General features: G+C 54.3%; 25 protein-coding genes. 12 read left to right on the top strand and 13 right to left on the bottom strand.

Annotation, left to right across the window (positions count from 1 at the left end; all coding sequences use genetic code 11):
• Positions 1-15 precede the first annotated feature (15 nt).
• The 12 genes from ABWV33_RS00745 (at position 16) to pdeM (ending at position 12,875) form a co-directional block, all read left to right on the top strand.
• The gene (locus tag ABWV33_RS00745) at positions 16-639 is read left to right on the top strand and encodes an OmpA family protein (protein WP_353328613.1); all 624 of its coding nucleotides are present in this window, start codon (positions 16-18) and stop codon (positions 637-639) included.
• A gap of 201 nt (positions 640-840) precedes the next feature.
• Positions 841-2,082 carry a CpaE/TadZ family protein gene (locus ABWV33_RS00740; protein ID WP_113821804.1) on the top strand — a complete coding sequence of 414 codons (1,242 nt, stop codon included), beginning with the start codon at positions 841-843 and terminating at the stop codon, positions 2,080-2,082.
• A 22-nt stretch (positions 2,083-2,104) separates the two neighbouring features.
• A complete protein-coding gene (locus tag ABWV33_RS00735) occupies positions 2,105-3,544 on the top strand; it encodes a TadA family conjugal transfer-associated ATPase (protein WP_353328611.1) in 1,440 nt (479 codons plus the stop codon).
• Between the two features lie 11 nt (positions 3,545-3,555).
• Entirely contained in the window at positions 3,556-4,524 is a 969-nt protein-coding gene (locus ABWV33_RS00730; protein ID WP_113821806.1) for a type II secretion system F family protein, read from the top strand.
• A 9-nt stretch (positions 4,525-4,533) separates the two neighbouring features.
• Positions 4,534-5,514, top strand: coding sequence for a type II secretion system F family protein (locus tag ABWV33_RS00725; RefSeq protein WP_113821807.1), 981 nt, complete (start codon positions 4,534-4,536; stop codon positions 5,512-5,514).
• Between the two features lie 4 nt (positions 5,515-5,518).
• On the top strand, positions 5,519-6,109 hold the full coding sequence (locus ABWV33_RS00720) for a tetratricopeptide repeat protein (protein ID WP_353328608.1): 591 nt from the start codon (positions 5,519-5,521) through the stop codon (positions 6,107-6,109).
• A 30-nt stretch (positions 6,110-6,139) separates the two neighbouring features.
• Entirely contained in the window at positions 6,140-6,988 is an 849-nt protein-coding gene (locus ABWV33_RS00715) for a tetratricopeptide repeat protein (RefSeq protein ID WP_353328606.1), read from the top strand.
• Positions 6,989-6,991: 3 nt separating this feature from the next.
• Positions 6,992-7,486 (top strand): prepilin peptidase, encoded by a 495-nt coding sequence (locus ABWV33_RS00710; protein WP_113821810.1) that lies wholly within the window; start codon positions 6,992-6,994, stop codon positions 7,484-7,486.
• Positions 7,487-7,602: 116 nt separating this feature from the next.
• Positions 7,603-8,910, top strand: coding sequence for a DUF8689 domain-containing protein (locus ABWV33_RS00705; RefSeq protein ID WP_164620146.1), 1,308 nt, complete (start codon positions 7,603-7,605; stop codon positions 8,908-8,910).
• Positions 8,907-9,713 (top strand): NAD(P)-dependent oxidoreductase, encoded by an 807-nt coding sequence (locus tag ABWV33_RS00700; RefSeq protein ID WP_353328604.1) that lies wholly within the window; start codon positions 8,907-8,909, stop codon positions 9,711-9,713. Before ABWV33_RS00705 ends, ABWV33_RS00700 begins: the two co-directional genes overlap by 4 nt.
• Positions 9,714-9,769: 56 nt before the next feature.
• Positions 9,770-12,193: a ligase-associated DNA damage response DEXH box helicase gene (locus tag ABWV33_RS00695; protein ID WP_353328603.1), complete on the top strand. Its 2,424-nt coding sequence runs from the start codon at positions 9,770-9,772 to the stop codon at positions 12,191-12,193.
• A gap of 19 nt (positions 12,194-12,212) precedes the next feature.
• Positions 12,213-12,875, top strand: a complete 663-nt coding sequence (gene pdeM / locus ABWV33_RS00690; protein ID WP_353329221.1) for a ligase-associated DNA damage response endonuclease PdeM — start codon at positions 12,213-12,215, stop codon at positions 12,873-12,875.
• On the opposite strand, the gene ABWV33_RS00685 is transcribed toward pdeM, so the two are convergent.
• From ABWV33_RS00685 to tolR, 13 genes are all read right to left on the bottom strand, one after another.
• Entirely contained in the window at positions 12,872-13,612 is a 741-nt protein-coding gene (locus tag ABWV33_RS00685; protein ID WP_353328601.1) for a LytTR family DNA-binding domain-containing protein, read from the bottom strand. The two genes, pdeM and ABWV33_RS00685, sit on opposite strands and share 4 nt — an antisense overlap.
• Before the next feature lie 416 nt (positions 13,613-14,028).
• Positions 14,029-14,931 carry a bifunctional methylenetetrahydrofolate dehydrogenase/methenyltetrahydrofolate cyclohydrolase FolD gene (gene folD / locus ABWV33_RS00680; RefSeq protein ID WP_121999475.1) on the bottom strand — a complete coding sequence of 301 codons (903 nt, stop codon included), beginning with the start codon at positions 14,929-14,931 and terminating at the stop codon, positions 14,029-14,031.
• 15 nt (positions 14,932-14,946) lie between these two features.
• Complete coding sequence (locus ABWV33_RS00675) at positions 14,947-15,840, bottom strand: bifunctional 5,10-methylenetetrahydrofolate dehydrogenase/5,10-methenyltetrahydrofolate cyclohydrolase (RefSeq protein WP_113821816.1); 894 nt, start codon at positions 15,838-15,840, stop codon at positions 14,947-14,949.
• Positions 15,841-15,851: 11 nt separating this feature from the next.
• Positions 15,852-16,157 (bottom strand): chorismate mutase, encoded by a 306-nt coding sequence (locus tag ABWV33_RS00670; protein WP_113821817.1) that lies wholly within the window; start codon positions 16,155-16,157, stop codon positions 15,852-15,854.
• A 55-nt stretch (positions 16,158-16,212) separates the two neighbouring features.
• Complete coding sequence (locus tag ABWV33_RS00665) at positions 16,213-17,889, bottom strand: formate--tetrahydrofolate ligase (protein ID WP_121999474.1); 1,677 nt, start codon at positions 17,887-17,889, stop codon at positions 16,213-16,215.
• Between the two features lie 144 nt (positions 17,890-18,033).
• Positions 18,034-18,609, bottom strand: a complete 576-nt coding sequence (locus tag ABWV33_RS00660) for an MOSC domain-containing protein (protein ID WP_353328598.1) — start codon at positions 18,607-18,609, stop codon at positions 18,034-18,036.
• Between the two features lie 145 nt (positions 18,610-18,754).
• The gene (gene ftsH, locus ABWV33_RS00655) at positions 18,755-20,668 is read right to left on the bottom strand and encodes an ATP-dependent zinc metalloprotease FtsH (protein ID WP_113821819.1); all 1,914 of its coding nucleotides are present in this window, start codon (positions 20,666-20,668) and stop codon (positions 18,755-18,757) included.
• Positions 20,669-20,743: 75 nt separating this feature from the next.
• Positions 20,744-21,988, bottom strand: a complete 1,245-nt coding sequence (tilS, locus tag ABWV33_RS00650; RefSeq protein WP_353328596.1) for a tRNA lysidine(34) synthetase TilS — start codon at positions 21,986-21,988, stop codon at positions 20,744-20,746.
• 4 nt (positions 21,989-21,992) lie between these two features.
• Positions 21,993-22,814: a tol-pal system protein YbgF gene (gene ybgF, locus ABWV33_RS00645; RefSeq protein ID WP_353329220.1), complete on the bottom strand. Its 822-nt coding sequence runs from the start codon at positions 22,812-22,814 to the stop codon at positions 21,993-21,995.
• Positions 22,815-22,827: 13 nt separating this feature from the next.
• Complete coding sequence (gene pal, locus ABWV33_RS00640) at positions 22,828-23,334, bottom strand: peptidoglycan-associated lipoprotein Pal (protein WP_113821822.1); 507 nt, start codon at positions 23,332-23,334, stop codon at positions 22,828-22,830.
• Positions 23,335-23,427: 93 nt separating this feature from the next.
• Positions 23,428-24,747 (bottom strand): Tol-Pal system beta propeller repeat protein TolB, encoded by a 1,320-nt coding sequence (gene tolB, locus ABWV33_RS00635; protein ID WP_174217222.1) that lies wholly within the window; start codon positions 24,745-24,747, stop codon positions 23,428-23,430.
• On the bottom strand, positions 24,744-25,841 hold the full coding sequence (gene tolA, locus ABWV33_RS00630; RefSeq protein WP_121999468.1) for a cell envelope integrity protein TolA: 1,098 nt from the start codon (positions 25,839-25,841) through the stop codon (positions 24,744-24,746). Before tolA ends, tolB begins: the two co-directional genes overlap by 4 nt.
• A 9-nt stretch (positions 25,842-25,850) precedes the next feature.
• Positions 25,851-26,324 (bottom strand): protein TolR, encoded by a 474-nt coding sequence (gene tolR / locus ABWV33_RS00625; RefSeq protein ID WP_113821824.1) that lies wholly within the window; start codon positions 26,322-26,324, stop codon positions 25,851-25,853.

Genomic DNA, 26,324 nt, shown 5'->3' with positions numbered 1-26,324 from the left:
CTAAGGATGCGACCAATGTTGAAATGGATCCCGGTTCTTGGCCTGACGCTGGCAGTGGCCGCTTGCGACCGCGAAGCTGGTTATGCTGTTGATTCAGGCGCCTTTGGCAACGCCACCTTAAACAATACGCAGATGATGAACGGCGAGCGAAACTATGCGCAAGCGCTTGGTGAACGCTTTGCGCGGGAAGTCCCGTCTCAGATTAACTTTGCGTTCGACAGCGCGCAGCTCGACAACACTGCCCAACAGGCTCTCATTCAACAAGCAAACTGGATTTCCCAGTTCCCCGAAGTTAAATTCAGGATCTACGGACACACGGATGCGGTTGGATCATCTGCCTACAACAAACAGCTCGGGCTACGGCGTGCGCAGGCAGTTGTTGCCTTTTTCGCAAGCCGGGGCATTTCACGCTCTCGCTTAGAAGCACTTGTTTCTTATGGAGAAACACAACCCATCATTCAGACTGCCGAACGAGATCGCCGCAACCGACGCACGATAACACAAGTCTCAGGCTTTGTTGATCGCAACGCGAATTCCCTTGATGGGAAATATGCTCGGATCGTTTATCGTGAATATATCGGTAGTGCAGTTCCGCTGACAAAACTGACCGGCGGCGGCAAAGCGACCGCTCTCGAGTAACAATTGTAGGGAAAACAGGGCAATCGTCGCCTAATTCCCTACAATTGGTGTCTTTAAGCCCAAATCTTGCCCCACTTCAAAGCGACAGTACCTTCAATAGGTGACGTGCGACCATTTTGAGCCGCATGTAAGAAAAGTAGGTTGGCAATAGTGTGAACGCACCGCCACAGCCTGCTCACCTTCGAGATGAGGAACGAGGCAATGAGCAGCGAAACGCCACAACCCGACGCAACCCCTATTCTGGCTTGCACAGTCAGTCGTGATGTTCAGAATTTTGACCTTCTGATTGAAGACATGGAAGCCACGATGGGAGAAAGCTGGGGAGATCTCGGATTTGCCGAGGCTCTAGCTTTCTTTGGTCAACCCGAAGCGGAATCACTGGAATTCATCGCCTTGGCGATGGATGGAGAGGATGAAGACAATCTTGTCCTAATGGGCGAGATCATCACTCAAGCCAAATCTCGTGAAATTAGCGTCATTCTGATCGCAGAGGACGTCACCCCGGCTTCTCTGCATCAATTATTGCGGAAAGGGGCTGATGAATTTGTTCCTTATCCGTTGCCCGAACAGGAGTTACAGTTTGCAATTGATCGCCTAGGCGCACCCGCCTCCGATCCAGAGCAACCTCAACCTCCCAAGACTTCGCAATTGAAATCCGGTGATGCCAAAGAAGGTGCACTTATAGTCGTGCACGGGTTGGCGGGCGGAACCGGTTCTACAACAATGGCTGTCAACCTTGCCTGGGAGCTGGCCAATGTCTCAAAAGACGACGGCCCAAGCGTCTGCTTGCTCGACCTTGATCTTCAATATGGATCTGTCTCGACCTATCTCGACCTTCCTCGCCGAGAGGCGGTTTTCGAAATGCTGGCCGAAACTGAAAGCATGGATCAAGATGTATTTGGTCAGGCATTGTTGAACTTTGAAGACAAGCTGCAGGTGCTCACCGCCCCGGCTGACATGGTCCCACTGGATATCCTTTCACCTGAAGACATTGAACGTGTTATCGAAATGGCGCGGGCACACTTCGATTATGTCGTCGTCGATATGCCTAAGACATTGGTGCAATGGTCCGAAACCATTCTTCAGGCCGCGCATGTTTATTTCGCCTTGATTGAACTGGATATGCGCTCGGCACAGAACGCCCTGCGCATGAAGCGGGCACTGCAATCTGAGGATCTGCCATTCAACAAGTTGCGCTTTGCCTTGAACAAGGCCCCCAAATTTACGGATCTCAGTGGCAAAAGCCGCGTGAAACGCATGGGTGAATCACTGGGCATATCCATAGATTTGCAACTACCTGACGGCGGCAAGCCGGTAACACAAGGAGCAGATCATGGTCTGCCCCTGGCGGCTTCGGCCCCTAAGAACCCGTTGCGGCGGGAAATCGCGAAACTGGCTCAATCTCTACATGATTTGGGCAACAGTGATGCAAAAGCAGCCTGAAAGGCAGAAATAGGGGCGTAACGTGTTTTCAAGATATAAAAAGCAAGGTAAAGCTGAGCCGGTAACTCCTGCAAAGCCAAGCCCTAAAGATGCGGGGTCAGAAGGCATTTCCGCAAAGCAGTCGAATAGCATGCGACGCCCGATGCCCGCTAAGTCTGCAGAAGCAGTCCCCCAAGATCGGGAACGCAAACGCAAAGAGCGGATGAGTGAGATCAAGATCCAACTGCACCGGGATCTTTTGGAAAACCTAAACTTGGCTGCGCTTGAACATGCCAGCGAAGCGGACCTGCGGACCGAGATTAGCACCATCACCAGCGAAATTCTGGAAAGTAAGGGGATCGTGCTCAACCGCGATGATCGTACCGCGCTCAACAAAGAGCTCTACGATGAGGTCACCGGCCTGGGTCCGTTGGAAACACTGCTACAGGACGAAAGCGTTAACGATATTCTTGTTAACGGTCCCCATCAGATCTTTGTCGAACGGGCGGGTAAATTGCAGCTGAGCAATGTCACGTTCAAAGACGAAAAGCACCTGATGCGGATTATCGACAAAATCGTGTCCGCCGTAGGCCGCCGCGTTGATGAATCCAACCCTTATGTTGATGCACGTCTCGCAGATGGGTCCCGCTTCAACGCGATGGTGCCCCCCGTGGCGGTGGACGGTTCGCTCGTTTCCATTCGTAAATTCAAAAAAGACAAACTCGGGATCGATGATCTTGTCGATTTCGGCGCGTTTACCGAAGAAATGGCCGCTTATCTTCAGGCTGCCGTCGCCACACGGCTGAATGTTATTGTATCTGGCGGTACCGGTTCGGGTAAAACCACAACGCTTAACGCCTTGTCATCTTTCATCGACAACGCCGAACGCATCCTAACCATCGAAGACACTGCAGAACTTCAGCTGCAACAGACCCACGTGGGTCGTATGGAATCCCGCCCGCCCAACGTGGAAGGCAAAGGCGAAGTCAGTCCGCGGGACTGTTTGAAAAACGCTCTCCGGATGCGCCCTGATCGCATTATCGTTGGGGAAACCCGTGGCGAAGAAGTCATCGACATGCTTCAGGCCATGAACACCGGTCACGATGGATCGATGACAACGATCCACGCCAACAGCGCCCGCGATGGTGTCAGCCGTTTGGAAAACATGATTGCGATGGCCGGCATCGAAATGCCGCTCAAGGCCGTTCGGTCACAAATTTCGTCCGCTGTGAACCTTATTGTTCAGGCCAGCCGTCTCCAGGATGGCTCGCGTCGGATGACGTCGATCACCGAAATTACCGGGATGGAAGGCGATGTGATCTCGATGCAGGAAATCTTCCGGTATCAGCGGGTTGGTCTGACGCCTGACAACAAAATTATTGGCCATTTCACCGCAACCGGTGTGCGCAGCCATTATTCCGAACGGTTCCGGATGTGGGGGTATGATCTGCCCGCCTCGATCTACGAACCGACGACAATGTAAGGGGTACCGATATGCAACTGAGTGCAGAGCCGATTATCTATGGGCTGATTTTCATAGGCGTTTTGGTCCTTGTTGAAGGGCTGTATCTGGTTGCGTTTGGCAAATCTATCAGCCTCAACAGCCGGGTTAACCGACGTCTGGAAATGCTCGATAAGGGCACTGGACGCGAACAGGTTCTAGAGCAGCTGCGCAAGGAAATGCAGCAGCACATGAAATCGCGCTCTATCCCGCTGTATTCCCTGCTCGCTGAGAAAGCACAGAAAGCCGCGATTGCATTTACACCCCGGCAACTCATCATGATCATGGTAGGATTGTCAGGCGTGGCCTTTGTCGGGCTCAGTGTTGGAACCCAAACCGAGCTGCCAATTCGAGTGGGAGCGTCTGTCCTCATCGGGGTAAGCGCGGTCTACATCTGGGTCAACAGCAAGGCCAAAAAGCGAATGGCATTGTTCGAGGAACAGCTCCCCGACGCTGTTGAACTTATGGTACGTTCGTTGCGTGTGGGGCACCCCTTTGTCTCCGCCATTCAGATCGTCGCCAAAGAATCCGAAGACCCCATCGCCACCGAGTTTGGGATTATCTCAGACGAAAGCGCCTATGGGCGGGATGTATCCGAAGCGCTCAAGGAAATGGCCGAACGGATGGGGATGCAGGATTTGCGCTTCCTCTCTGTGGCGGTGACGATCCAGCAGCAATCCGGTGGTAACCTAGCCGAAGTTCTCGCAGGTTTGGCCAAGGTTATTCGGGCGCGGTTCCGTCTGTTCCGACGCGTCAAAGCCATCACTGCCGAAGCACAGTGGTCGGGCAAGTTTCTATCCGCCTTTCCGTTGATCGCTCTGATGGTCATCTTGTTCAACGACCCCGGATACTACGATGGCGTGATGGATCACCCTTGGTTCATTCCGGCCTGTTTCGTCGTAGGGATTTTGCTGACAGTAAACCTGATCGTCATGCGGTCACTCACGAACATCAAAGTATAGGAGGGTTCGATGGACATCCTGAATCAAATCAATGATTTCTTGACAGGTCAGTTGGGTGAATTCGGTCCCATCATCGTAGTCGGCGTTCTGGGCCTGTTTATGATCTTGATGGCAATCCCTTTGATGCTCAAACAGCCAGAGGATCCGCTTAAGAAATTCAAGCGAGACATAAATCAAAAAACGAGAACCGCCCCCCAGAAAGAAAAATTGCGTCAGGGCGGACGGAATGAACAACTTCAGAAGTTTGCGACGTTCCTAGAGCCCCAAGATGCTGAAGAGCTGTCTGCCATGGAGCTCAAGCTGCGTCAGGCCGGGTATCAATCGAAAGATTCGGTGCGTTTCTTTCACTTTGCCCAGTTTGCGCTGGGGATCACCGGGCTAATCTTAGGCGTTATTTACGTCACCGTTATCGCTGCTGATCAGGAATTTGACACGCAAGCTCAACTCATTCGCGTTTTAGGCCCAGGTGGCGCTGGATATATGTTGCCCAAGTATTGGGTCACACGCCGGGTCGAAGAACGCAAAGAGGCGATTACCGCAGGCTTTCCAGATTCACTGGACATGATGCTGGTTTGCGTGGAAGCCGGACAATCCTTGGATCAAGCGATTATCCGGGTCGCGAAAGAGCTCCGCGCCTCTTACCCTGATCTTGCGGATGAATTCGAAGTTGTTTCGCACGAAATGAAAGCGGGTAAAGACAAAGATAAAGTTCTGCGCGACATGGGCATACGCAGTGGCGTGACCGATGTTGCCTCATTTGTTACGGTGATGATCCAATCAGCAGCCTTTGGTACCTCGATTGCTGAAGCGCTGCGAGTGTATGCCGGGGAAATGCGTGACAAACGCGTGATGCGCGCAGAAGAGGCCGCAAACAAGTTGCCAACCAAAATGACCCTTGCCACAATGATGCTGACGGTTCCGCCATTGCTGATCATCCTGATCGGACCCTCAGCAAAAGGCATCGCGGACCTTGGTAATATGAGCAACTGATAAAATGAAAAATACAGGTGTGATGAACCACGCACCGTTTACCCGAACACTATTGGCCATCGTTGCTGCGGCAGCGGTGGCCTCTTGTAATTCGACATCACAGCCGCCCCTGCCTGACAGCCCATTCGCACCGGGCATAGACCATACCAAAAGCGCCGTCGGCGGTGTCGAGGTCGGTCAACGCCTGATGGCTGCTGGGGAATACGACCTTGCGATTGATGCGTTCACGCGCGCCGCTTTGGATGAAGGGTTGACCACTGAGATCTTGACCGGGCTGGGCACTGCCAATCTTGGTTTGGGTCGTTTGGGTCAAGCCGAAACATTGCTGCGCCGCGCCGTTGTCGAAGCCCCAGACTGGCCCGAGGCCTGGAACAATCTTGGGGTTTTGCTGATGGAACAGGGCAATGTTGCTGAGGCAACACAAGTCTTTCGCAAGGCTTATGCCCTGGATGATGGCCAAAGTGACTCAATCCGAGACAATTTACGGATAGCACTCGCAAAAACAGAAAAACCTGCTAATACTGTTGAACAACAAGAAGATTATAAATTGGTGCAACGGGGTAATGGTGAATTCCTAATCCGTAAGACACCATGATCGAGGCAAGAGCAGTAAAAGGACGCAATAATGCGCCACACAATCTTGATTCCAGCAGTTTTGCTTGGCGGATTGGCTTTGTCAGCCTGCGCCAAAAAGGCAGACGAAACGGTTGAGCGAGCGTTTCAGGACGTCAACGTTGTTGATGAAACCAACCTGAATGATGTGATGTTAACCGTTGCGGACCCCAACGAAGCGGTTTCCTATTTCCAGAAAGCTATACGCGACAATCCCAACCGCACCGACCTACAGCGCGGCCTCGCAAAGTCTCTCATCCGCTCCAAGCGGACCACTGAAGCCGTTGCAGCCTGGTCCAAAGTCGTCAAAATGGACGATGCGACACCGGATGACTCGGTTGACCTTGCTGATGCGTTGATCCGTAGTGGTGATTGGGAACGCGCCGAAAAAACACTGGATTCCGTCCCCCCACTTCACGAAACCTTTAAACGCTACAGGCTCGAAGCGATGGTCGCTGATGCCAATCGTGAATGGAAACGCGCCGACACATTTTATGAAACCGCCATTGGGCTCACCACCCGCCCTGCTGGCGTCATGAACAACTGGGGCTACTCCAAGCTAACCCGTGGAGATTACGCCGAAGCAGAGCGACTGTTTGGCGATGCCATCCGCCAAGATCAAACACTGTTCACAGCTAAGAACAACCTGATCTTGGCCCGTAGCGCACAACGCAACTACACCCTGCCCGTTATCCCAATGGACCAAGCAGAGCGCGCGCAGCTGCTCCATACGCTGGCGCTTTCAGCGATCAAACAAGGTGACATCACAACAGGCAAAGGTCTTTTGCGCGAAGCCATCGCAACACATCCGCAACATTTCGAAGAAGCCGTTCGTTCGTTGCGTGCGCTTGAGAACAGTTAACTGATGGAAATCCCGGCTCACGTTGCCCTGTGGTTTCTCCCCTTTGTTTTGCCAATCTGTTTCTACGTTGCGTTCACAGATCTGCGCGAAATGCGCATTACAAATCAGGCTGTGATGGCGCTGGCGTTGGTCTTTATCGTGGTTGGCCCGTTTCTGTTCCCCCTGCCGGTTTATGGCTGGCAGCTTGCCCAGATGATCATCGTGCTTGTGCTGGGGGTTTTGCTGAATGCAGGTGGTGCAATTGGTGCTGGCGACGCCAAATTCGCAGCCGCCGCTGCACCTTATATTATGATCGCGGATTTGCGCGTACTCTTGGCTTTGTTTGCCGCAAACCTGCTGGCTGCCTTTGTGACCCATCGTCTGGTCAAATACACCCCACTACGCCAAATCGCACCCGGCTGGAAAAGCTGGGACATGGGCTGGAAATTCCCAATGGGTCTCAGCCTCGGCGGCAGCCTGGCATTGTACCTAATTCTTGGCACACAATTCGGCAGTTAATCGATCTTGGTGCTGCCAAAGCGGTGCCCTTGTACTGCCACATTGCGCCGCCAAAATCGGGATCATACGGGGCTCGCCCGTAGAATCGTGGTGACCGCAACCGACGGGTTTCAAAAATGAATATGCAAACGCCTACAGTGAGTGCCCCTCCCTCTCCGACCACGTTGTCAGAGATGCAGCTGCCCTTTGTTATGATGCGCGACATCCTGTTGAAGACGATTTTCCGCAAGAACACCAACATGGTCAGCGAAATCAGCGAAGCCATCAGCTTGCCTTTAACCGTCACACAAGAGCTCGTCGATATGGCGCGAGATCAAAAACTGTTAGAAGCAACCGGAACCCTGAATGCCAACAGCGGCAACGAGATGGGGTATCAGCTTACAGACACCGGCAAAGCCCGCGCATTGGATGCCTTGGCCCAGTCAGAGTATTTTGGCGCAATGCCAGTCCCGCTCGATGTCTACCGCGAACAGGTAAAACGCCAATCAATTCGCAACATCCAAGTCAGCCGCCACCAATTGCTCAACGCTATGGGACACCTCGTCCTCCCCGATAGTTTGCTCGATCATTTAGGCCCCGCGGTAAGCGCCGGGCGCTCTATCCTGATGTATGGCCCACCCGGAAATGGGAAATCGTCCATTTCAAACGGCATTCGCGATGCATTGGGCGACAAAGTTTATGTACCGCGCGCAATTGAATATTCAGGTCAGGTCATCACCGTCTATGACCCAATTGTACATACGGCCATTGAGCAAGAACCCGACGACCCAACCCAGTTGCGTCGACGCAAACGGTTTGATGCACGGTACGTCTGTTGCGAGCGCCCGACTGTGGTTACCGGCGGTGAACTATCCCTTTCGATGCTCGATCTTGTCTATAACCCAACTGCACGAACCTATCAGGCCCCGCTTCAGTTAAAAGCGACCGGTGGCATCTTTATCGTGGATGACCTTGGTCGTCAGGCTGAATCCCCGCAGGCCCTGATCAACCGATGGATCGTTCCGTTGGAAGAGAGCAAGGATATCCTTGGCCTGCAATCAGGCGAAAAGTTCGAAGTCCCGTTTGACACTTTGGTGATCTTTTCGACCAACTTCCACCCGAACGAGATTTTTGACCAAGCCGCTTTGCGAAGGATCTTCTTTAAAATCAAAATTGACGGTCCCAATCAGGAAAATTTCCTAAAGATCTTTGCCCTCGTAGCTCGGAAAAAAGGAATGCCCCTGGACGAACCTTCTCTGATTCACCTGCTCAAGAAGAAATATCCGACAATCGACAACATCTATGCCAACTATCAACCCGTGTTCCTCATCGACCAGATGATTGCGATTTGCGAATTTGAAGGTATCCCCTACCAAATGACACCGGACCTCATTGACCGGGCTTGGGCCAATATGTTTGTCAAAGACGAGACTATCGTAAAATGATCGGTGTTGCAGGATGCGGTCGCATGGGGGCTCCAATGCTGGAATCCCTCGTACGCGCAGGAATTCGTGCCACAGGTTTTGATGTTAGATCTGCGCCTGATTTTGCAAATTTGCATGCGCAGGTCACTCAGGACCCTCTTGGTTTCGCATCAAACTTAGAAACGCTCATCACGGTCGTACGTGATATTTCACAAACCGAAGACGTTCTATTCGGGCAGCAAAACCTCATTACTGCACCACATCTTAAACGCATTATTGTGTCTTCCACCCTATCTCCCCGTTATGTTTTGGATTTGAGAGAACGCGTTTCAAAGACCATCACCCTTATCGATGCCCCAATGTCAGGCGCGCAGATCGCCGCCAAGGAAGCCCGTCTTTCGTTTATGCTAGGCGGCGCTGATGCGGATCTGGATGCCGCTCAGCCTCTGTTCAATGCAATGGGTGCACATTTTCATCGCATGGGGGCCTATGGTGCAGGCATGCAGGCAAAGGTTCTGAACAACCTTCTGGCCGCCTCTAACACAGCGTTGACGCGGTTGGTGCTGGATTGGGCCGATGGTGCTGGCCTGGACGAGCGCAAACTTTTAGACTTGATCCACACCAGCTCGGGGCAGAACTGGTTCGCGTCAGGTTTCGAAGATATCGAATTTTCCCGGGATGGGCTAAGCGAAGACAATACCATCGGCATTTTGATCAAAGATGTTTCCAGCGCTCTGGACGCAGCCCCGGCACACGCCGACACCGCTTTGCCCAAAGCGGTTCAAGATCTGATCCGAACTTTGGAACCCCGAAAACGCCGATGACCTAGACCTCATTTGCGTCTCTTGGCCTGCTTGTGAGACAAGAGTAGGGTCAGTTCATGCACACACTTCCCCCCTCTATCGCAACGTGGTTTGAGACCAAAGGATGGGCAATCCACCCGCACCAACAAGACATGATGGCGCGCGCTGGCGACCCTGCAACGCTATTGATCGCCCCAACCGGGGGCGGCAAAACGATGGCTGGATTCCTTCCAACACTTGCTGAGCTCGCAGAGGGAAATCATGCAGGGCTGCACACACTTTATGTCTCGCCCCTCAAGGCGCTGGCGGCGGACATTAAACGCAATTTACGCACTCCCGTTGACGAGATCGGCCTTCCCATTCGGATCGAAGATCGCACCGGCGACACTTCGGCAACCCAAAAGCGACGCCAACGTGTTGATCCGCCGCACATCCTGCTAACAACCCCCGAAAGCCTTGCGCTGCTAACCTCCTACGAAGATGCGCCACGAATGTTTCAGGGGCTACAACGCGTGATCGTTGATGAAATTCATGCGCTTTCGGAAAGCAAACGTGGCGATCAACTGATGTTGGCCCTTGCGAGATTACAGTCTCTCTGCCCAGAATTGCGGCGCGTTGGCTTATCTGCAACTGTCGAAGATCCCCAAGCCATCGCGCGTTTTCTGGCCTGTCACCCGACCCCCTGTTCCATCTTGCATGCCGATCCCGGTCCGGATCCAGACATCTCCATGCTGGAAACCCAAGAGCTACCACCCTGGGCCGGAGGTGGCGCAAAATACTCTATTCCTGCAGTATTGGATCAAATCCGCCAACACAAAACGACACTCATATTTCACAACACCCGCGCGCAGGCTGAAATCTATTTTCACAATCTCTGGCTTGCAAACGAAGACTCGCTCGCAATCGGCATCCATCACGGCTCGCTTGATCGCCAGCAACGAGAACGGGTCGAAGCCGCGATGGTGCGCGGCGACCTGCGCGCCATTGTATGTACCGGCAGCCTTGATCTAGGCATCGATTGGGGAGACGTCGATCTGGTGATACAGATCGGAGCCCCCAAAAATGTCAAACGTCTGGTGCAGCGGATTGGACGCGCGAACCACCAATACAATGTCCCCTCCAAGGCCCTGTTGGTACCTGCCAACAGGTTTGAGGTGATAGAATGCGTCGCCGCACTAGAGGCAATTAAGGCCCACACCCTAGACGGTGAACCACGCGGCGACGGCCCCCTTGACGTGCTTTGCCAACACATTCTCGTCGCCGCAGCAGCCGGTCCGTTTGAGGCAGACGCGCTATATACGGAAATGTCATCGGCCGGCCCCTACGCGGCACTTTGCCGGTCTGATTTCGACGCCTGTCTCGATTTTTGTGCCACCGGAGGATACGCCCTTAAGGTCTATGATAAATGGCAACGGCTCCAACAGTGCGCCGACGGACGCTGGCAATTGCGCGACCCGCGCGCCACACAAAAAATCCGGATGAACCTGGGGACTATTCAAGACACCGACACCCTGAAAGTACGACTAAAGCGCAGCCGTGGTGGGAAACCGCTGGGAGAAATCGAAGAAAGTTTTGCCGCGTCTTTGACGCCGGGCGACACCTTTCTGATTGGCGGGCAGATCGTCAGGTATGAAGGGCTGCGCGAGATGACGGTTGAAGTGACCCGTCGCGCCGACAAAAAACCAAAAATCGCCACCTTTATGGGCACAAAGTTCGCGACATCCACGCAGTTGAGCGAACGTATCCTGAACCTACTGGCCCAGCCAGACTGGCCACAACTTCCCGGCCACACGGCAGACTGGTTGAACCTACAACGGGACATCTCTCGACTGCCCCAACGCGGCCGCCTGTTGATCGAAAGCTTTCCCAAAGACAACCGCGAACACATCTGCATCTATGGGTTTGCCGGGCGAAACGCACAACAAACACTGGGGTTATTGCTGAGCAAACGGATGGAAGAACTAGGCCTCCACCCCCTTGGGTTTGTCGCAACCGACTATGCCACCTTGATCTGGGGCCTAGATCAAGTGACAGACGCACATCCCCTACTTGATTTAACCGCTTTGCGTGATGGACTAGAGGGCTGGCTTGCTGGAAACGCGGTGATGAAGCGCACGTTTAGAAGTGCGGCCACAATTGCAGGATTGATTGAGAGGAACACAACAACCGCACGCAAGAGCGGGCGTCAGGCGACCTTTTCGTCTGACATCCTGTATGACACTCTTCAAAAATACGATCCTGACCACCTCATGCTAAGAATTACACGAACCGAAACAATGCGTGGCTTGGTCGATTTCAGCAGGATCGAAGACATGATCTCGAGGGTTGGCACCCGCATTGATTTGCTAAGGCTAGATCAGGTCACACCGCTTGCCGCCCCTCTTTTTCTGGAAATGGGGAAGGTTCCAATCAAGGGCACAGCCGAGGAAAAACTGTTGGCAGCAGAAAGCGCTAGATTGCTGGAGGAATCCGGATTGTCTCAAATTGCATCCAATGGCTGACACCAGTACAGAACGAACCATGAATGGGTTTTCATTTTCCTTTGCTCAAACCTCGTTGGTCGCCCTTGCAACGGGCGCTCTTTGGTGGCCGGAGCAAAAGTTATTATGTGTGTCGGACCTACATCTCGGTAAGTCCGAGCGCATCGCCAGACGCGCCGGGACAACCCTACCTCCCTACGACTCGCAAGATACACTTGGCCGCCTTGCAGATGATTTGGAGCGCACGCAAGCAGACGTCGTGGTTTGTCTGGGAGATAGCTTTGATGATCTACAGGCTGCACATACCATTCCAAAACAAGAGCGCCTTTGGATCACATCATTGCAAGCCGGGCGTAAATGGATCTGGATCGAAGGTAATCATGACCCGGGTCCGGTGGAACTTGGCGGCACCCACCTGATCGACCTGCAAATAGAGAGGCTGATCTTTCGCCACATTGCGCGACAAACCGCGCGCAACGAAATATCGGGGCACTATCACCCCAAGGCCCACCTAAAAACCCGTGGACAACGCATCACGCGCCCTGCCTTTTTGTTGGACCAAGACCGGCTTATCCTCCCTGCATACGGTCGCTATACCGGCGGCCTGAGCAGCCAAAGCACGGTTCTGAGATACTTGATGCTCAAAGATGCCGTTGCCATCCTCACCGGACCCAAAGCTCTGCCGATCCCGATGCCACGTTAGAGCAGCCCTGCCTTTTCCAAATCGGGTTTGTATTTTCTACTAACCGGGACCAGATCGCCGTTAATCAACCGGATCTGAATTTTCCCCGCATGACGTTCGATACTTTCGATTGCAGCCTGCGTCACCCAATGTGATCGATGGGTACAATGGCCTTCTATCGGCTCCATCTCTTGTATTGCGTCTACAAAGCGGGATCGAATTGTGTGCGTTCCGGCGCTGGTGACCACATCCACACAGTGATCCCGCACCGTTAGACGTAAGATTTGAGCATCCAAATTCTGAGGTAGCCTGCGAACAAGCCGTGGTCTCTGCTGAAGCTTTGTTGTGGGTGACGGGGCCTTTTCGGCCGGAAAGCAGCGACGCAAGACTAGCAAACCCGTTGCAAATAGACCGGCCCATTGCGCAATTTGGAGCAATCCCGGTCCGCCTTCATCCACAGAAAAAAGGAAGAGCCACCCAATCACCCACAAAAACGGGATCAAAAAACAAGTGATAAGCGCGACAACCAACGCATCCTGCGCCAACTGATCCAAGCTATTGCAATGCCTCTGTATCAGGGCTTGCGCTAATCGTGTTAAGCTTCCAGCCCCCCCAATGACCAATAGCCAGAACACAAGCCTGAGACCGAATGACGCTTCTTCTTCTGCAAAGGGAGCAGCCTGATTGGCCAACAAAACAACAAATGCGAGACCCGGAACCAATATTCGCAGGATAGACGAGGATAACAGGGTTTTCATCGATAGAGACATGAACAAAAGGCACTAGTTTTAAGTAATTTGGACACCTGTTGGCGCCTCTTTCCTGAGCAAGTCAAATATCAGGGCTTTAATTCAACGTAAACTTGACAATTTATCCGGAGCCTTAAAAAAGCTAACAATACCCTAGATTGATTGAAATCGATTTTCTTTTTGATTTACCCTTTAAAATCAACCAACCCTTAAAGGTCCAGACCTTTAAACTTCAATCGTTAGGGCACCTGTTAGACCACGCAGCGCGAGTCAGTAGGTGGAAAATTTTAGCAAACTTCCCCTTTCCCAACTAAAAGGCTCCATTTGCGAATCTGATAAACAAGCACAGGAATTTCAGGCGCGTTCTATCACAAAAATAACATATAACGCCGCACAACATGGTGCGGCGTTCCAGTTTCTTAGAATTAGGCGGTCAGCCCTTCTGGTTCAGCCAATCCGTTCGCGCGACAGCATGCTGTCAGCGTGTTTGCCAGCAGGCAGGCAATAGTCATCGGCCCGACACCGCCGGGAACGGGTGTGATCGCTCCAGCGACTGCAGCGGCGCTTTCGTAATGGACGTCTCCGACCAGACGGGTTTTGCCTTCACCCTTTTCGGGGGCATCAATCCGGTTGATGCCTACGTCAATGACAGTTGCGCCCTCTTTGATCCAATCGCCCGGCACCATTTCAGGGCGACCAACCGCAGCAACGACAATATCAGCGGCCCGAACAACATCAGGCAGGTCCTTGGTGCGAGAATGCGCGATGGTCACGGTGCAGCTATCCCCCAAAAGCAGCTGTGCCATAGGTTTGCCCACGATGTTTGAGCGCCCTACCACAACGGCGTTCAACCCGGACAGCGAACCATGATGATCCCGCAGCATCATCAAACATCCCAGCGGTGTGCACGGAACCATGGACTTTTGACCCGTGCCGAGCAGGCCCACGTTAGAAATGTGGAACCCATCGACATCCTTGGCAGGGTCGATCGAATTGATCACCAGATCCTCATTCAGATGCTTGGGCAACGGAAGCTGTACCAGAATGCCATGCACAGCGGGGTCGTTGTTTAGCTTATCGATCAACGCCAACAGCACGTCTTCGGCGGTGTCCACGTCCAGTTTGTGCTCATACGAGTTCATGCCGACCTCGACGGTCATTTTCCCCTTGGAGCGGACATAAACCTGGCTGGCCGGATCTTCGCCCACCAACACCACTGCGAGGCCTGGCGTGATGCCCTGCTCTTCTTTCAGTTTCGCAACATGCGCGCCAACCTGCCCGCGCACATTGGCCGCAAAGGCCTTTCCGTCGATAACCTGCGCTACCATTGTCAGTTTCCTTTCTCAGAAATCGGTCCGGGCATAAGAATCCCGGTAATGTTCCATCTGCATCCGTGTCGCCAAAACGGCGTTCTTCATCAACGTCGCCACCGTGACCGGCCCAACACCGCCCGGCACAGGTGTGATCCAGCCCGCCACTTCGGCGCAACTGTCAAAATCAGCGTCACCCACGGTTTTCGGCCCGTCTGGCGTTTCGATCCGGTTAATACCAATATCAATCAACGCCGCACCCGGTTTCAACATATCTCCGGTTACCAGACCCGGTTTACCCACCGCCACAAACACCGCATCCGCGGCGCGCGAGTGCATCGCGACCGAGCGCGTCATATGGTGACACACGGTAACTGTCGCGCCCAGACCCATAGCCAAAAACGCAATTGGTTTGCCAACGATTTCAGAGTGCCCAATCACAGTCACGTTCAGCCCCTCCATCGTCAACGGCAGGGTTTTGAGGATCTCAACAGCTGCCACAGCCGTACAGGGCCCCAGCCCTAGATCGTTATAGACAATATTGCCGATGGAGGCCGGGTGCATACCTTCGACATCCTTGAGCGGGTGCACGAGCTTTTGCAGCACCTTGACTGGAATATGGTCCGGCAGAGGACGCTGGATAATGATCCCATTGACCCGCGGATCTGCGTTCAAGCCCTGCAAGATACCCGTCAGCTGCTCAAGCGAGGTTTCAGAAGGGTAATTTCGGGCCTCAAACTCAACGCCTGCACTTTCCGCGCTGCGTTGCTGGTTGCGGACATAGAGCTCCGCAGCGGCCGTGTCGCCGACGCTGAGCGAAACCAGACGGGGTTGCCATCCCTGCTCTGCCAGCTGTGCGGCATCTCGGGCCACTTCGGCCCGCATGTTTGCGCCAATGGCCTTACCATCGATCAGTGCTGCCCGCATGGGCCACCCTTTCATTCGGTGCCGAGAACCCGCTCTTCGCGGGCAATCGACCAATCTATCAGGATGCGCCAGAGCCGCTCTGCCAGATCAGGGTCCATCCCCGTCGCTTGGGCCTTGGCGCGGACGTTCTGAACCACCTCTTCTACACGGGCCGGGATACGAGCCGGCAATGCCTCCCCTGGCTTCAGTTCGGCGGCGCGATCGATGTATCCAGACCGGGTCACCAACAGTTCGATCAAATGCTGATCCAACTTGTCGATTTCGACCCGCAAGTCCTGCATCGAGCCACACGATTGGGGAGGTATCAAAGAGGGCATTCTAAATCTCCTGCGGCCCGGAAGGTTCCGGGCCGCAGAAATCTCATTTTGTCGCTTAGAACAAGCCTTCGATTTCGCCTGCGTCATTCAGGCCGATCGTTTCGGCAGCTGGTTTGCGCGGCAGACCCGGCATGGTCATGATTTCGCCGCAGACTGCTACGATGAAACCGGCACCAGCGGACAAGCGGACTTCGCGTACTGGAACCGAATGACCAACCGGCGCGCCGCGCAGGGTCGGATCAGTCGAGAACGAATACTGCGTTTTCGCCATGCAAACAGGAAGGTTACCGTAACCGGCGGCTTCCCATTCCTTCAACTGATTGCGGATCTTGTTGTCGGCGAGAACTTCGTCGGCACGATAGATACGCTTAGCAATGGTTTCGATCTTTTCGAACAACGGCATGTCATCAGGATAGATCGGTGCGAAGTTTGCGGAACCGTTTTCAACGATTTCGACAACTTTCTCGGCCAAAGGCGCAGAACCTTCCGAACCCAGTTCCCAGTGACGCGACAGAACCGCTTCGACACCATGTGTCTCTGCATAGTCCTTAACCGCCTGCACTTCAGCGTCGGTGTCGGTGACAAAGTGGTTGATGGCCACAACAACCGGCACACCAAACGATTTGATGTTCTCGATGTGACGACCCAAATTGGCACATCCGTTGTTCACAGCATCAACGTTTTCCGCACCCAGATCAGCCTTGGCAACGCCGCCGTTCATCTTCATCGCACGCACAGTCGCAACCAACACAACCGCGGACGGTGCGATGCCTGCCTTGCGGCATTTGATGTTCATGAACTTCTCAGCACCCAGATCGGCACCAAAACCTGCTTCGGTCACGACATAGTCAGCCACCTTCAGCGCAGTTTTGGTTGCGATAACCGAGTTACAACCGTGTGCGATGTTGGCGAATGGACCGCCGTGGACAAACGCTGGGTTGTTTTCCAGAGTCTGCACCAGGTTTGGCTGCATCGCGTCCTTAAGCAGAACAGTCATCGCGCCTTCGGCTTTGATGTCGCGACAGTAAACTGGGGTCTTGTCGCGGCGATAAGCCACGATGATGTCACCCAGACGCTTTTCCAGATCTTTCAGATCGTTGGACAGGCATAGGATCGCCATAACTTCGGAAGCCACGGTGATGTCAAAGCCGGTTTCACGTGGGAAACCGTTGGAAACGCCACCCAAAGACGCTGTGATCTGACGCAGAGCGCGGTCGTTCATGTCGACCACACGACGCCATGCCACACGACGCACATCGATTTCACAGGCATTGCCCCAATAGATGTGGTTGTCGATCATCGCAGACAGCAGCGAATGCGCGGATGTGATCGCGTGGAAGTCACCTGTAAAGTGCAGGTTCATCTCTTCCATTGGAACAACCTGAGCGTAACCGCCCCCGGCCGCGCCACCCTTCATACCGAAATTCGGGCCAAGCGACGCTTCGCGAATACAGATCATCGCGTTTTTGCCGATACGGTTCAGGCCATCGCCCAGACCAACGGTCGTAGTGGTTTTGCCTTCGCCCGCAGGTGTCGGGTTGATGGCTGTCACCAGAATCAGTTTGCCGTCTTCGCGGCCCTGAACCGAATTGATGAACTCTTGGCTCACCTTGGCCTTGTCGTGGCCATAGGGCAGCAAATCAGCAGACTCGATGCCGATTTTGGCGCCGATTTCCTGAATTGGTTTCTTGTTCGCCTCACGGGCGATTTCGATATCGGATTTATAGCTCATGGGTGCGATCCCTGATAAATGTCCCAGCCTGCAGGCGAGTCAACGCCTGCGCTGTTCGATCCATACCGTTGCATACAGGCCAACAGCGTTTGAATTCCGACATTTTCAAGCCATGAAACGGCGTACACCGATTCAAAGTTTACCTTACGGGCTCCAAGCGCGCTGATCAGGAACAAACAATCTCATCCGCTCTCCAACAGCAAGTCCTCCGGGACATTCGATCCAGGCGGTGACCCCTCTTCGATTCTTGGCCGCCGGTTTATAGGACGCGCCAAAGCCCGGATTTTCCCCTTCGATCTCGCGTCCGGGCATCACGCATGGCCGGTTTTCCATGTCGATTGTGACGGTCAATCCTGACGGCCCCTGCAAACGAGACCCCGGCGGAATATGCGTAAAATCCGGAATGCCACGCAAAACAATCGACGCCCCGACAAGCCCGGGATCCAAACGTTGCAACCCCATCTCAGTTGCAGTTCCCTGCAGTTCTTCGTCGCAAAGAATACTAAGCTGGCGAACATTTCGGATTTCAGTGCCTTCGGGATACAGATTGCGCACTCGCACACACGAAGCCCGCTGCGTTCCTTCGTGCCGTTCTCCGGCCACCCCAGAAAAACCAAGGCTCAATCGATCAACTGGCTGAGACTGCATAGAACCCCCAGCCGGGGCATGCCCAAGCCAGACAACCTCGCCCGCGAAATCTGTCTCTTTGAGAACCGGCATCCCCACACCCCCCGTTTTGGTTTTCCATAACCCAAGAATGAGCATCGCATTCCAATGGCGAGCTCATCTGGCTTTTACAATGAAACAGAGTTCTCAGATAGAAAAAACCCGGAGATTTCAAATCCCCGGGTTTCACATTTTAATTTCAAGTGTTGGGTTCTGGCGCCATTTCCCCATCCGTCGGCGGGGATTTGGGTTTGGTTTTCGGAATGGCCGTTACGCTTGGTGCGTTCCCTTCATCCGAATTCTCATCATCGTCGTCGCCTGCATTCGGGGCCTCTCCCTTCATCACACGACCGATTTCTTCACCAGTCAGAGTTTCGTACTCCAGCAAACCTTGCGCCAGACGTTCCCACTCTTCATGTTTGTCGGTCAGGATTTGAAAGGCCTTATCATAGCCATTCTGGACAAACCGCTTCACCTCTTCTTCGATCAACTCTTTGGTGTTGGCCGAAACAGAGAACCCGCCTGTACTGCCGCTGTAACCCTCATGAGCTTCGGCATAGTCTATGTTACCGACTTTGTCTGACATACCCCAGCGCAGCACCATTGCACGCGCCAATCCGCTGGCCTGCTGAATATCACCAGCTGGGCCGTTGGATACGTGATCCGCACCGTATTTTATGATCTCAGCCGCTTTACCCGCCATGGTCATGGCCAGCTTTTGCTCACATTCAGACCGGTGCCAGTTCAAGCGATCGATTTCAGGCAGCGACACAACCATGCCCAATGCACCACCGCGCGGAATGATTGTTGCCTTATAGACGGGGTCACACTCGGGCAGTTCCATACCAACCACCGCATGGCCCGCTTCATGATATGCGGTCTTCTCTTTCTGATCCTGTGTCAGAACCATAGAGCGTCGTTCCGCCCCCATCATGACCTTGTCTTTGGCGTTTTCGAAATCTTCCATCGTGACGAACCGACGGCCAACGCGCGCGGCCATCAGTGCGGCCTCATTAACCAGATTTGCCAGATCCGCCCCAGAGAACCCCGGTGTACCACGTGCGATGATCCGCAGATCAACATCAGGACCCAATGGTGTCTTGCGCGCATGGACGCCCAAGATTTTTTCACGCCCTTTGATGTCTGGGTTGCCAACGGTCACCTGACGGTCAAACCGGCCCGGACGCAGCAGCGCCGGATCCAACACGTCTTTCCGGTTGGTCGCGGCCAGAATAATCACGCCTTCGTTCGCTTCAAAGCCGTCCATTTCAACCAAAAGCTGGTTCAGGGTCTGTTCGCGTTCATCGTTACCCCCGCCGTAACCGGCGCCACGATGGCGACCGACGGCGTCGATTTCATCGATAAAGACAATACAAGGAGCGTTCTTTTTCGCCTGTTCGAACATGTCACGAACACGCGATGCACCAACACCGACAAACATTTCAACGAAATCAGAACCGGAAATGGTAAAGAACGGCACACCTGCTTCACCGGCAATCGCCCGTGCCAGAAGTGTCTTACCGGTACCCGGAGGGCCCACCAGCAAAGCACCCTTCGGAATTTTACCACCAAGGCGGCTATACTTCTGAGGGTTGCGCAAGAACTCTACGATCTCTTCCAACTCTTCTTTGGCTTCGTCGATGCCCGCGACATCATCAAAGGTCACGCGGCCATGCTTTTCCGTCAGCATCTTGGCTTTGGATTTGCCAAAGCCCATCGCTCCGCCTTTGCCACCACCCTGCATCCGGTTCATGAAATAAACCCAGACACCAATCAGCAGCACAAACGGCAGCAATGTGATCAAGAAGGACTGAAAACCTGACTGCTGCTGCTTTTCAGCGCGGACCGGAATATTCTTGTCGATCAACAAGGCGGTCACTTCGGCATCGCCGGGTTTAATGGTCACATAATCCTGACCGTTGGCCTGGAACCGAATCTGCTCGCCATCCAATGTGACTTGGCTGACATCGCCTGCTTCAACCGAGCTGACAAAATCGGAATACGTCCGCTCTTGGCTCTGCAGGGCTCCACCGGAGCCACTGAACAAGTTGAACAGAGCAAGAATCAGCAAAAACAGTACGACCCAGAAGGCGATATTGCGTGCGTTGCCCAAGGAAACTCTCCTAATCTTTCGGCCTTTTGGGAAATGGCCGACTAGACAACTAAAATAGAGAGCTTTGAGGCAGGTTCAATGCGATAAAAGCGATCCGAGGAAACCTTCTTGCCCAATTTCCAATTTTGCCTGCCATTTTTCCTCTTCTCTGGCCAAAGGCGCAGCAATGAGGCGAGCTCCTGCCCAAACAGCAGGCGTTGCCAGCAACGCCGCTCTTGGACGACCAGTGGCGCGCCAGTCATCACATTCCTGCAATCCGGCCTCGCCCAGGGCACGCACTTCGCCTTCGACACGCGTCGGGCCTATTATCTGCCACCGGTGATCCCAAATCTCTGGCAATTTGGTCTTGAGATCCCGCACTGCATTGTACTCCCGGCAAATCCTAAGATTGTCGCCTTGCTTCAGAACATGACAGCCGCCGAGCGACCCCGTGGACCCTTGGCCCAGCGCAGTCAGCACATGTTCAACGGCAGCCCGACGCGGGCCATACTCTGACGCAGTGATCCAATTCACCGCCCCGACCAACAATCGACGCCGCGTTTCATATGGCAGTGCAAGAAAATCGGCGCGAGGAATTACGATGTCGCCTCCGTCAAACTGCACAACCCGTTTGGCTATATCGTGGACATGCCAATTCAGGGCCTCCCGAGCCTGCTCCATATTGCGCGCAACCATCGACAACGAAGCCTGCGTCACCCCCAAAGGTTCCAAAACCTCCAACGCTTGGCGCACCTTGATACGATCAAACCGCAGGTCTTGATTCGATGGGTCCTCGGTCCAACTCTCCTTCAGTGTCTCAAGGTAATGCCGTAAATCCGCACGGGAAATCGCAAGCATGGGGCGGACCAGCACCACATCCCCCAAAGAGCGCGTGGTAGACATCGCACTAAGACCGCTGACACCCGCGCCACGGGCCAGACGCATTAACACAGTTTCTGCTTGGTCGTCCGCAGTGTGTCCAAGGGCAATGGTCTTGAGGCCCTTGTCCATGGCCCACTGCTGCATCAAATCATAGCGCGCACGCCTGGCCTGATCTTGCAGGTTGCCCTGCCCATCCCAGCGCTCCCATCGCAATATGTCGTGTGACACCCCCAACCGGGCCGCAAGCCTAGCAACCTCTTGGGCTTCTTGCACGGCTTCTGGTCGCAGCCCGTGATCCACCGTTACAGCATGGATCGAGACCTCATCGCGCTCAAAAGCGTGACATAGCAAGTGTAGTAGGGCTACTGAATCCCCTCCCCCAGAAACTGCGACGCCAATTCGCGTTGGAGGGTCAGGTTCAAATTGTGACCGGACGTGCGAGACAAGGTGATTTGTCACGAGATTAGGAACAGCCGAGCTTGGTCATTTCCGCTTGGGCGTCTTTCACGGCATCAGACACAGGAAAGCGGACCGAAACCTCGCTCAGCGTGACACAGGCCTGACTGAATTGACCCAAACGCCCCAATGCGGCACCAAGTTCAAACAGAGCCTGTGGCGCAACCGGTCCAGTGGAATTTCCCGTAAAGCTGGCAAGATATGCGCGGGCGGCTTCACGGGTATCACCCAACCCATCCAACGCCTTACCGCGATTCAAATGCGCTGCCGAAGCCAGCGGGCTGCCGGGATAACTGGCGTTAAACTGGCCAAACAACTTCGCCGCTTGGTCAAACTCTTTGTCACTCAGGGCGCGTGTGGCGACTTCAAACTCCGCCTTTTCGCCGACGGCCAGTTCGCTTTCCGCTTCGGGTTGAGCCGGAGTAACCGGTTCCGGGTTTGCAGCGGCACTATCACCCCCAAGAGTTGACGTTTCGCCCAACTGGCTCACATCCCCGCCCTCAAGCTCGACAAGACGGAATTCCAAATCACCAATCCGATTGGTCCCATCTTTGACGATACGATTAACCCGATAGTCGAGCTGTTCGGTTTGCCGTGTCAAACGCTGCAGTTCAGCCTCAATCGTCGCAACACGGTCCAGCACCGAGCTTCCCGACAAATTTTGCGACGGGGCGCCGGTTGTCGAAAGTTCCCGCTTGAGACGCTGAATTTCAACATGCAGCACGGTCAGTTCTTGTCGGATATCGCCAAGCGTTTGCTGGGATTGGGCGGAAACGCTCCCAGCCATCAGAACCACGACCGCCGTTGTCGCAGCCATTACCCGTGCCATCATGTGCATTGCCTTACCCCGCCAAGCCGCCCAGCAGCACAGTGACCGCGCGCCGGTTTTTCGCATAACAGCTTTCTTCGCTGCAAATTTCAATCGGGCGTTCTTTGCCATAGCTCACGGTTTTGAGACGACTCCCGGCAATACCCTTGGAGATCAAAAACTCGCGTGCTGCATTCGCCCGTCGCGCACCCAATGCTAAGTTGTATTCCCGCGTGCCTTGTTCGTCGGCGTGACCTTCGATGGTCGCGTTGTAATCCGTATTGGCGAGCAACCAATTGGCCTGCGCTTGCAAAATTGACTGTGCTTCACTGTTGATTGTGGACTGATCGACAGTGAAGAGAACCCGATCCCCAATCGCCTGCTGAAAATAAGACGGTGACGTTTGATCCCCAATCAACCCCGGAGATGTCGTTCCGGCGTTAGGATCAATCGGGCCACCATCCGTGCCGTCTGTTGGATTGTTGCAAGCAGCCAACGCCATCAAGGCGCAACCCGCTATGAGCTTGCTCACTAAATTCATTTCGAATGCCTCGCGCTTTGATTATTGGTCTTGTCTCGTTTTATCACAGCCCCCTGCGCATGTGAACGTGCGCTAGGGTATGATATTGCAAAGTCACTTTTGCAACGGTGACCATGCTGGGTCGCTGCCTCCGTCCGGTGTTTGCACCGGACGCAAATTGCGCCCAGAAATATCGACTGAATAGAGCGAAGACCGCCCAGACGCGCCCTGCGTTTCCCGCATGAACATGATCACACGCCCATTTGGCGACCACGTTGGACCTTCGTCCAGAAAAGAGGCGGTCAAAAGCCGTTCTTCACTGCCATTCGCCCGCATCACACCAATATGAAAGCGGCCCTTGTTTTGCTTGGTGAAGGCAATCATGTCCCCACGTGGGGACCAAACGGGCGTCCCATAACGCCCATTCCCAAAGCTGATGCGTTTTGCTTCGCCGCCACTGGTTGCCATCACGTAAATTTGCGGACTGCCTGATCGGTCACTTTCAAATACAATCTGGCTGCCATCAGGCGAAAAGCTGGGCGCGGTTTCAATCGAAGGCGTTGACGTCAAGCGCTTGCTCTGCCCATTGCTGATTGTCATCAGGTAGAGATCGGTATTCCCCCCCTGAGATAGCGAATAGACCACTTTCTGCCCATCAGGTGAAAAGCGGGGCGCGAAGCTCATCGTGCCTTCTTGGCTTTCCAAAACCCGACGCTGAACCTTACCTACGTCCAACACATAAATGCGCGGGAACCCGCTCTCGTAACTGGTGTAGAGCACGCGATCACCAGTTGGCGAGAACCGCGGCGCAAGAACGATTGCCGAACTGTCGGTCAGGTACTGAACATTGGCCCCGTCATAATCCATGATCGCCAAACGTTTGCGCCTTTGGTTTTTGGGGCCAGATTCCGAGACAAACACAACGCGACTGTCAAAATACCCGCCTTCGCCCGTGATCCGACTATAGACCGCATCTGCAACCTTGTGCGCCATGCGACGCCAACCTTCTTTCGTGCCAGAAAACTGCAACCCAGGCTTCATTTCCTTGTCTGAAAAGACATCCCAGACCCGAAAACCAACCGTGACGCGATTGCCAGAAACACTGATTGATCCGGTAACCAAGGCCTGTGCGTTGATCGCCTTCCAATCCGCAAACTGAACCGGGGCCCCAAAGTCGGTGATCTGGCTAATATATGCGCTGGATGGGATTTCACGGAAAAGACCGGTGCCAATCAGATCAGCCGCGACCACGCGCGCTAAGTCTGACGACAACTCCGCCGCCGCAGCATTGGCTGGCACGAAATTCGGAACTGCAAAAGGCAACGGTTCGATCACACCTTCGGTAATCTCAAGTCGCAGTGGCTGATTCTGAGCCTGTGCAACCTGTCCAATCATCATCACGCCCACAACAAGGCCAAGCACTAGTCTCATCATTTTATCCGCATCCTCTCGGGATTGAATGTCATTTCGATGTTACGCCACTGGCCGTATTTTTCGGCCGGCAAATTAAATCCTTTTGCCCCACAGCGAATAATCGCCCGTCGCGCTGCGCCAAAAGCCTGGTTCGCCGCCGCCGTAGAACCGCCGGAACTGTCCAGCAACTGAATTGAGCCGATATCGGGTTTGCCTTCACGCGACATGGACACGCCAACGACAACAGTAGTTCCCAAAGCCTCGGTGGAAAGGGACCCCACATTCCAGCAACTCGAAACCGCGATTCGCAGGTCATCCTTTTCCCCGCTGGTCAACGGCGGGCCAGATGGTTCTGGTTCACCCGCCAACGCCTCGGCAAGGGCGCTGTTAACCGCATCCTGTTGTGCCGCACCTGACGACGGCGTTGAGGCCTGCTGTGTCGGTTCCTCAGGTTTTGGGCGCGCAGGACGACGGGCTTGCGGACGGACAGACCGTGTTGGGGCAACGTTCGCGGTTTCTTCCGCATCCGGTACAATTTGATCTGTCGCCTCTTCCGGGGCCGTCGCTTCTTGTTCCTCTTGCTTTATCTCACCCGTCTCGCCCGCGACGACAGCTGGTTTTTCAACCTCGTCTGGGGCCACATCTGGTGGGGGAGCAGCAACAGGCTGCGGTGCCACACGCTCTACCGGACGCGGCTTAGGCCGGATCGCCGGTGATATGGGCAAAATCTGCACATCTGGTTCAGGCACAGCCAACGATGGTGTCGACACCGGTACATCCGGTTCCGGCACTGGTGTTTCGATCACGGGTTCCGGAATTGGATCAGGTTCAGGTGGTGTTACTGGATCGGGGCGTTGCTGTTCTGGCTCGGGTTCACTTGGGGTTGGCAAAGCCGCTTCTTCGGCAGGCACCTCTGGCGCTTGTAAGTCTGACGGTTGATCCACCACTTCAGGAGCCACTATTGGCGTGCTCAGCGCTGCAAAATCCTCAGCCGAAATAACCGAGACTTCCTGAACCTCAAAAGGCAAAGGTTCAGAATCAAACACGCCGCCGATAAACGCCCAACTAACCAGCGTTACATGCGCAATTGCAGAGATCTTGGTGCCGGTTTGCAAACCGCTGCCTCACTCTTTGCTCTGATCCAGCGTTGGTCCGCCAGTGTCTGTCACCAGCCCCACGTTGGAAAACCCGCCCGCATTCAGCGCGCCCATCACCTGCATCACCTGTGCATAAGGAATCGATCCGTCCGCACGCAAAAAGACCTTGTCACTAGTCCGTTCGGTTGCAATCGCTCGCAGCTTGGGAACCAGCGCGTCGCGCGCAACCTCTGTGGTTTGGATCTGCACCCCGCCCTCTGCCGTGAGCGTCACAGTCAGCGGCTCCTCATTGTCAGACGACAACGCTCCAGCTGCCGTTTTAGGCAAATCCACCGGCACCCCAACAGTCAACAGCGGGGCAGCCACCATAAAGATAATCAACAAAACCAACATAACATCGACGAACGGTGTCACGTTGATTTCGGACATTGGTTGTCCGCGCCGCCGCCGCCGACCTCGGCGCCGGCCACTGTCAGCAGATTGTTGAACGCCCGCCCCCAT

The sequence above is a fragment of the Phaeobacter sp. NW0010-22 genome (assembly GCF_040365955.1).
GTDB lineage: Bacteria > Pseudomonadota > Alphaproteobacteria > Rhodobacterales > Rhodobacteraceae > OMPR01.
Note: the sequence above shows the minus strand (reverse complement) of the source record. Positions and strands in the feature narration are given on the sequence as shown.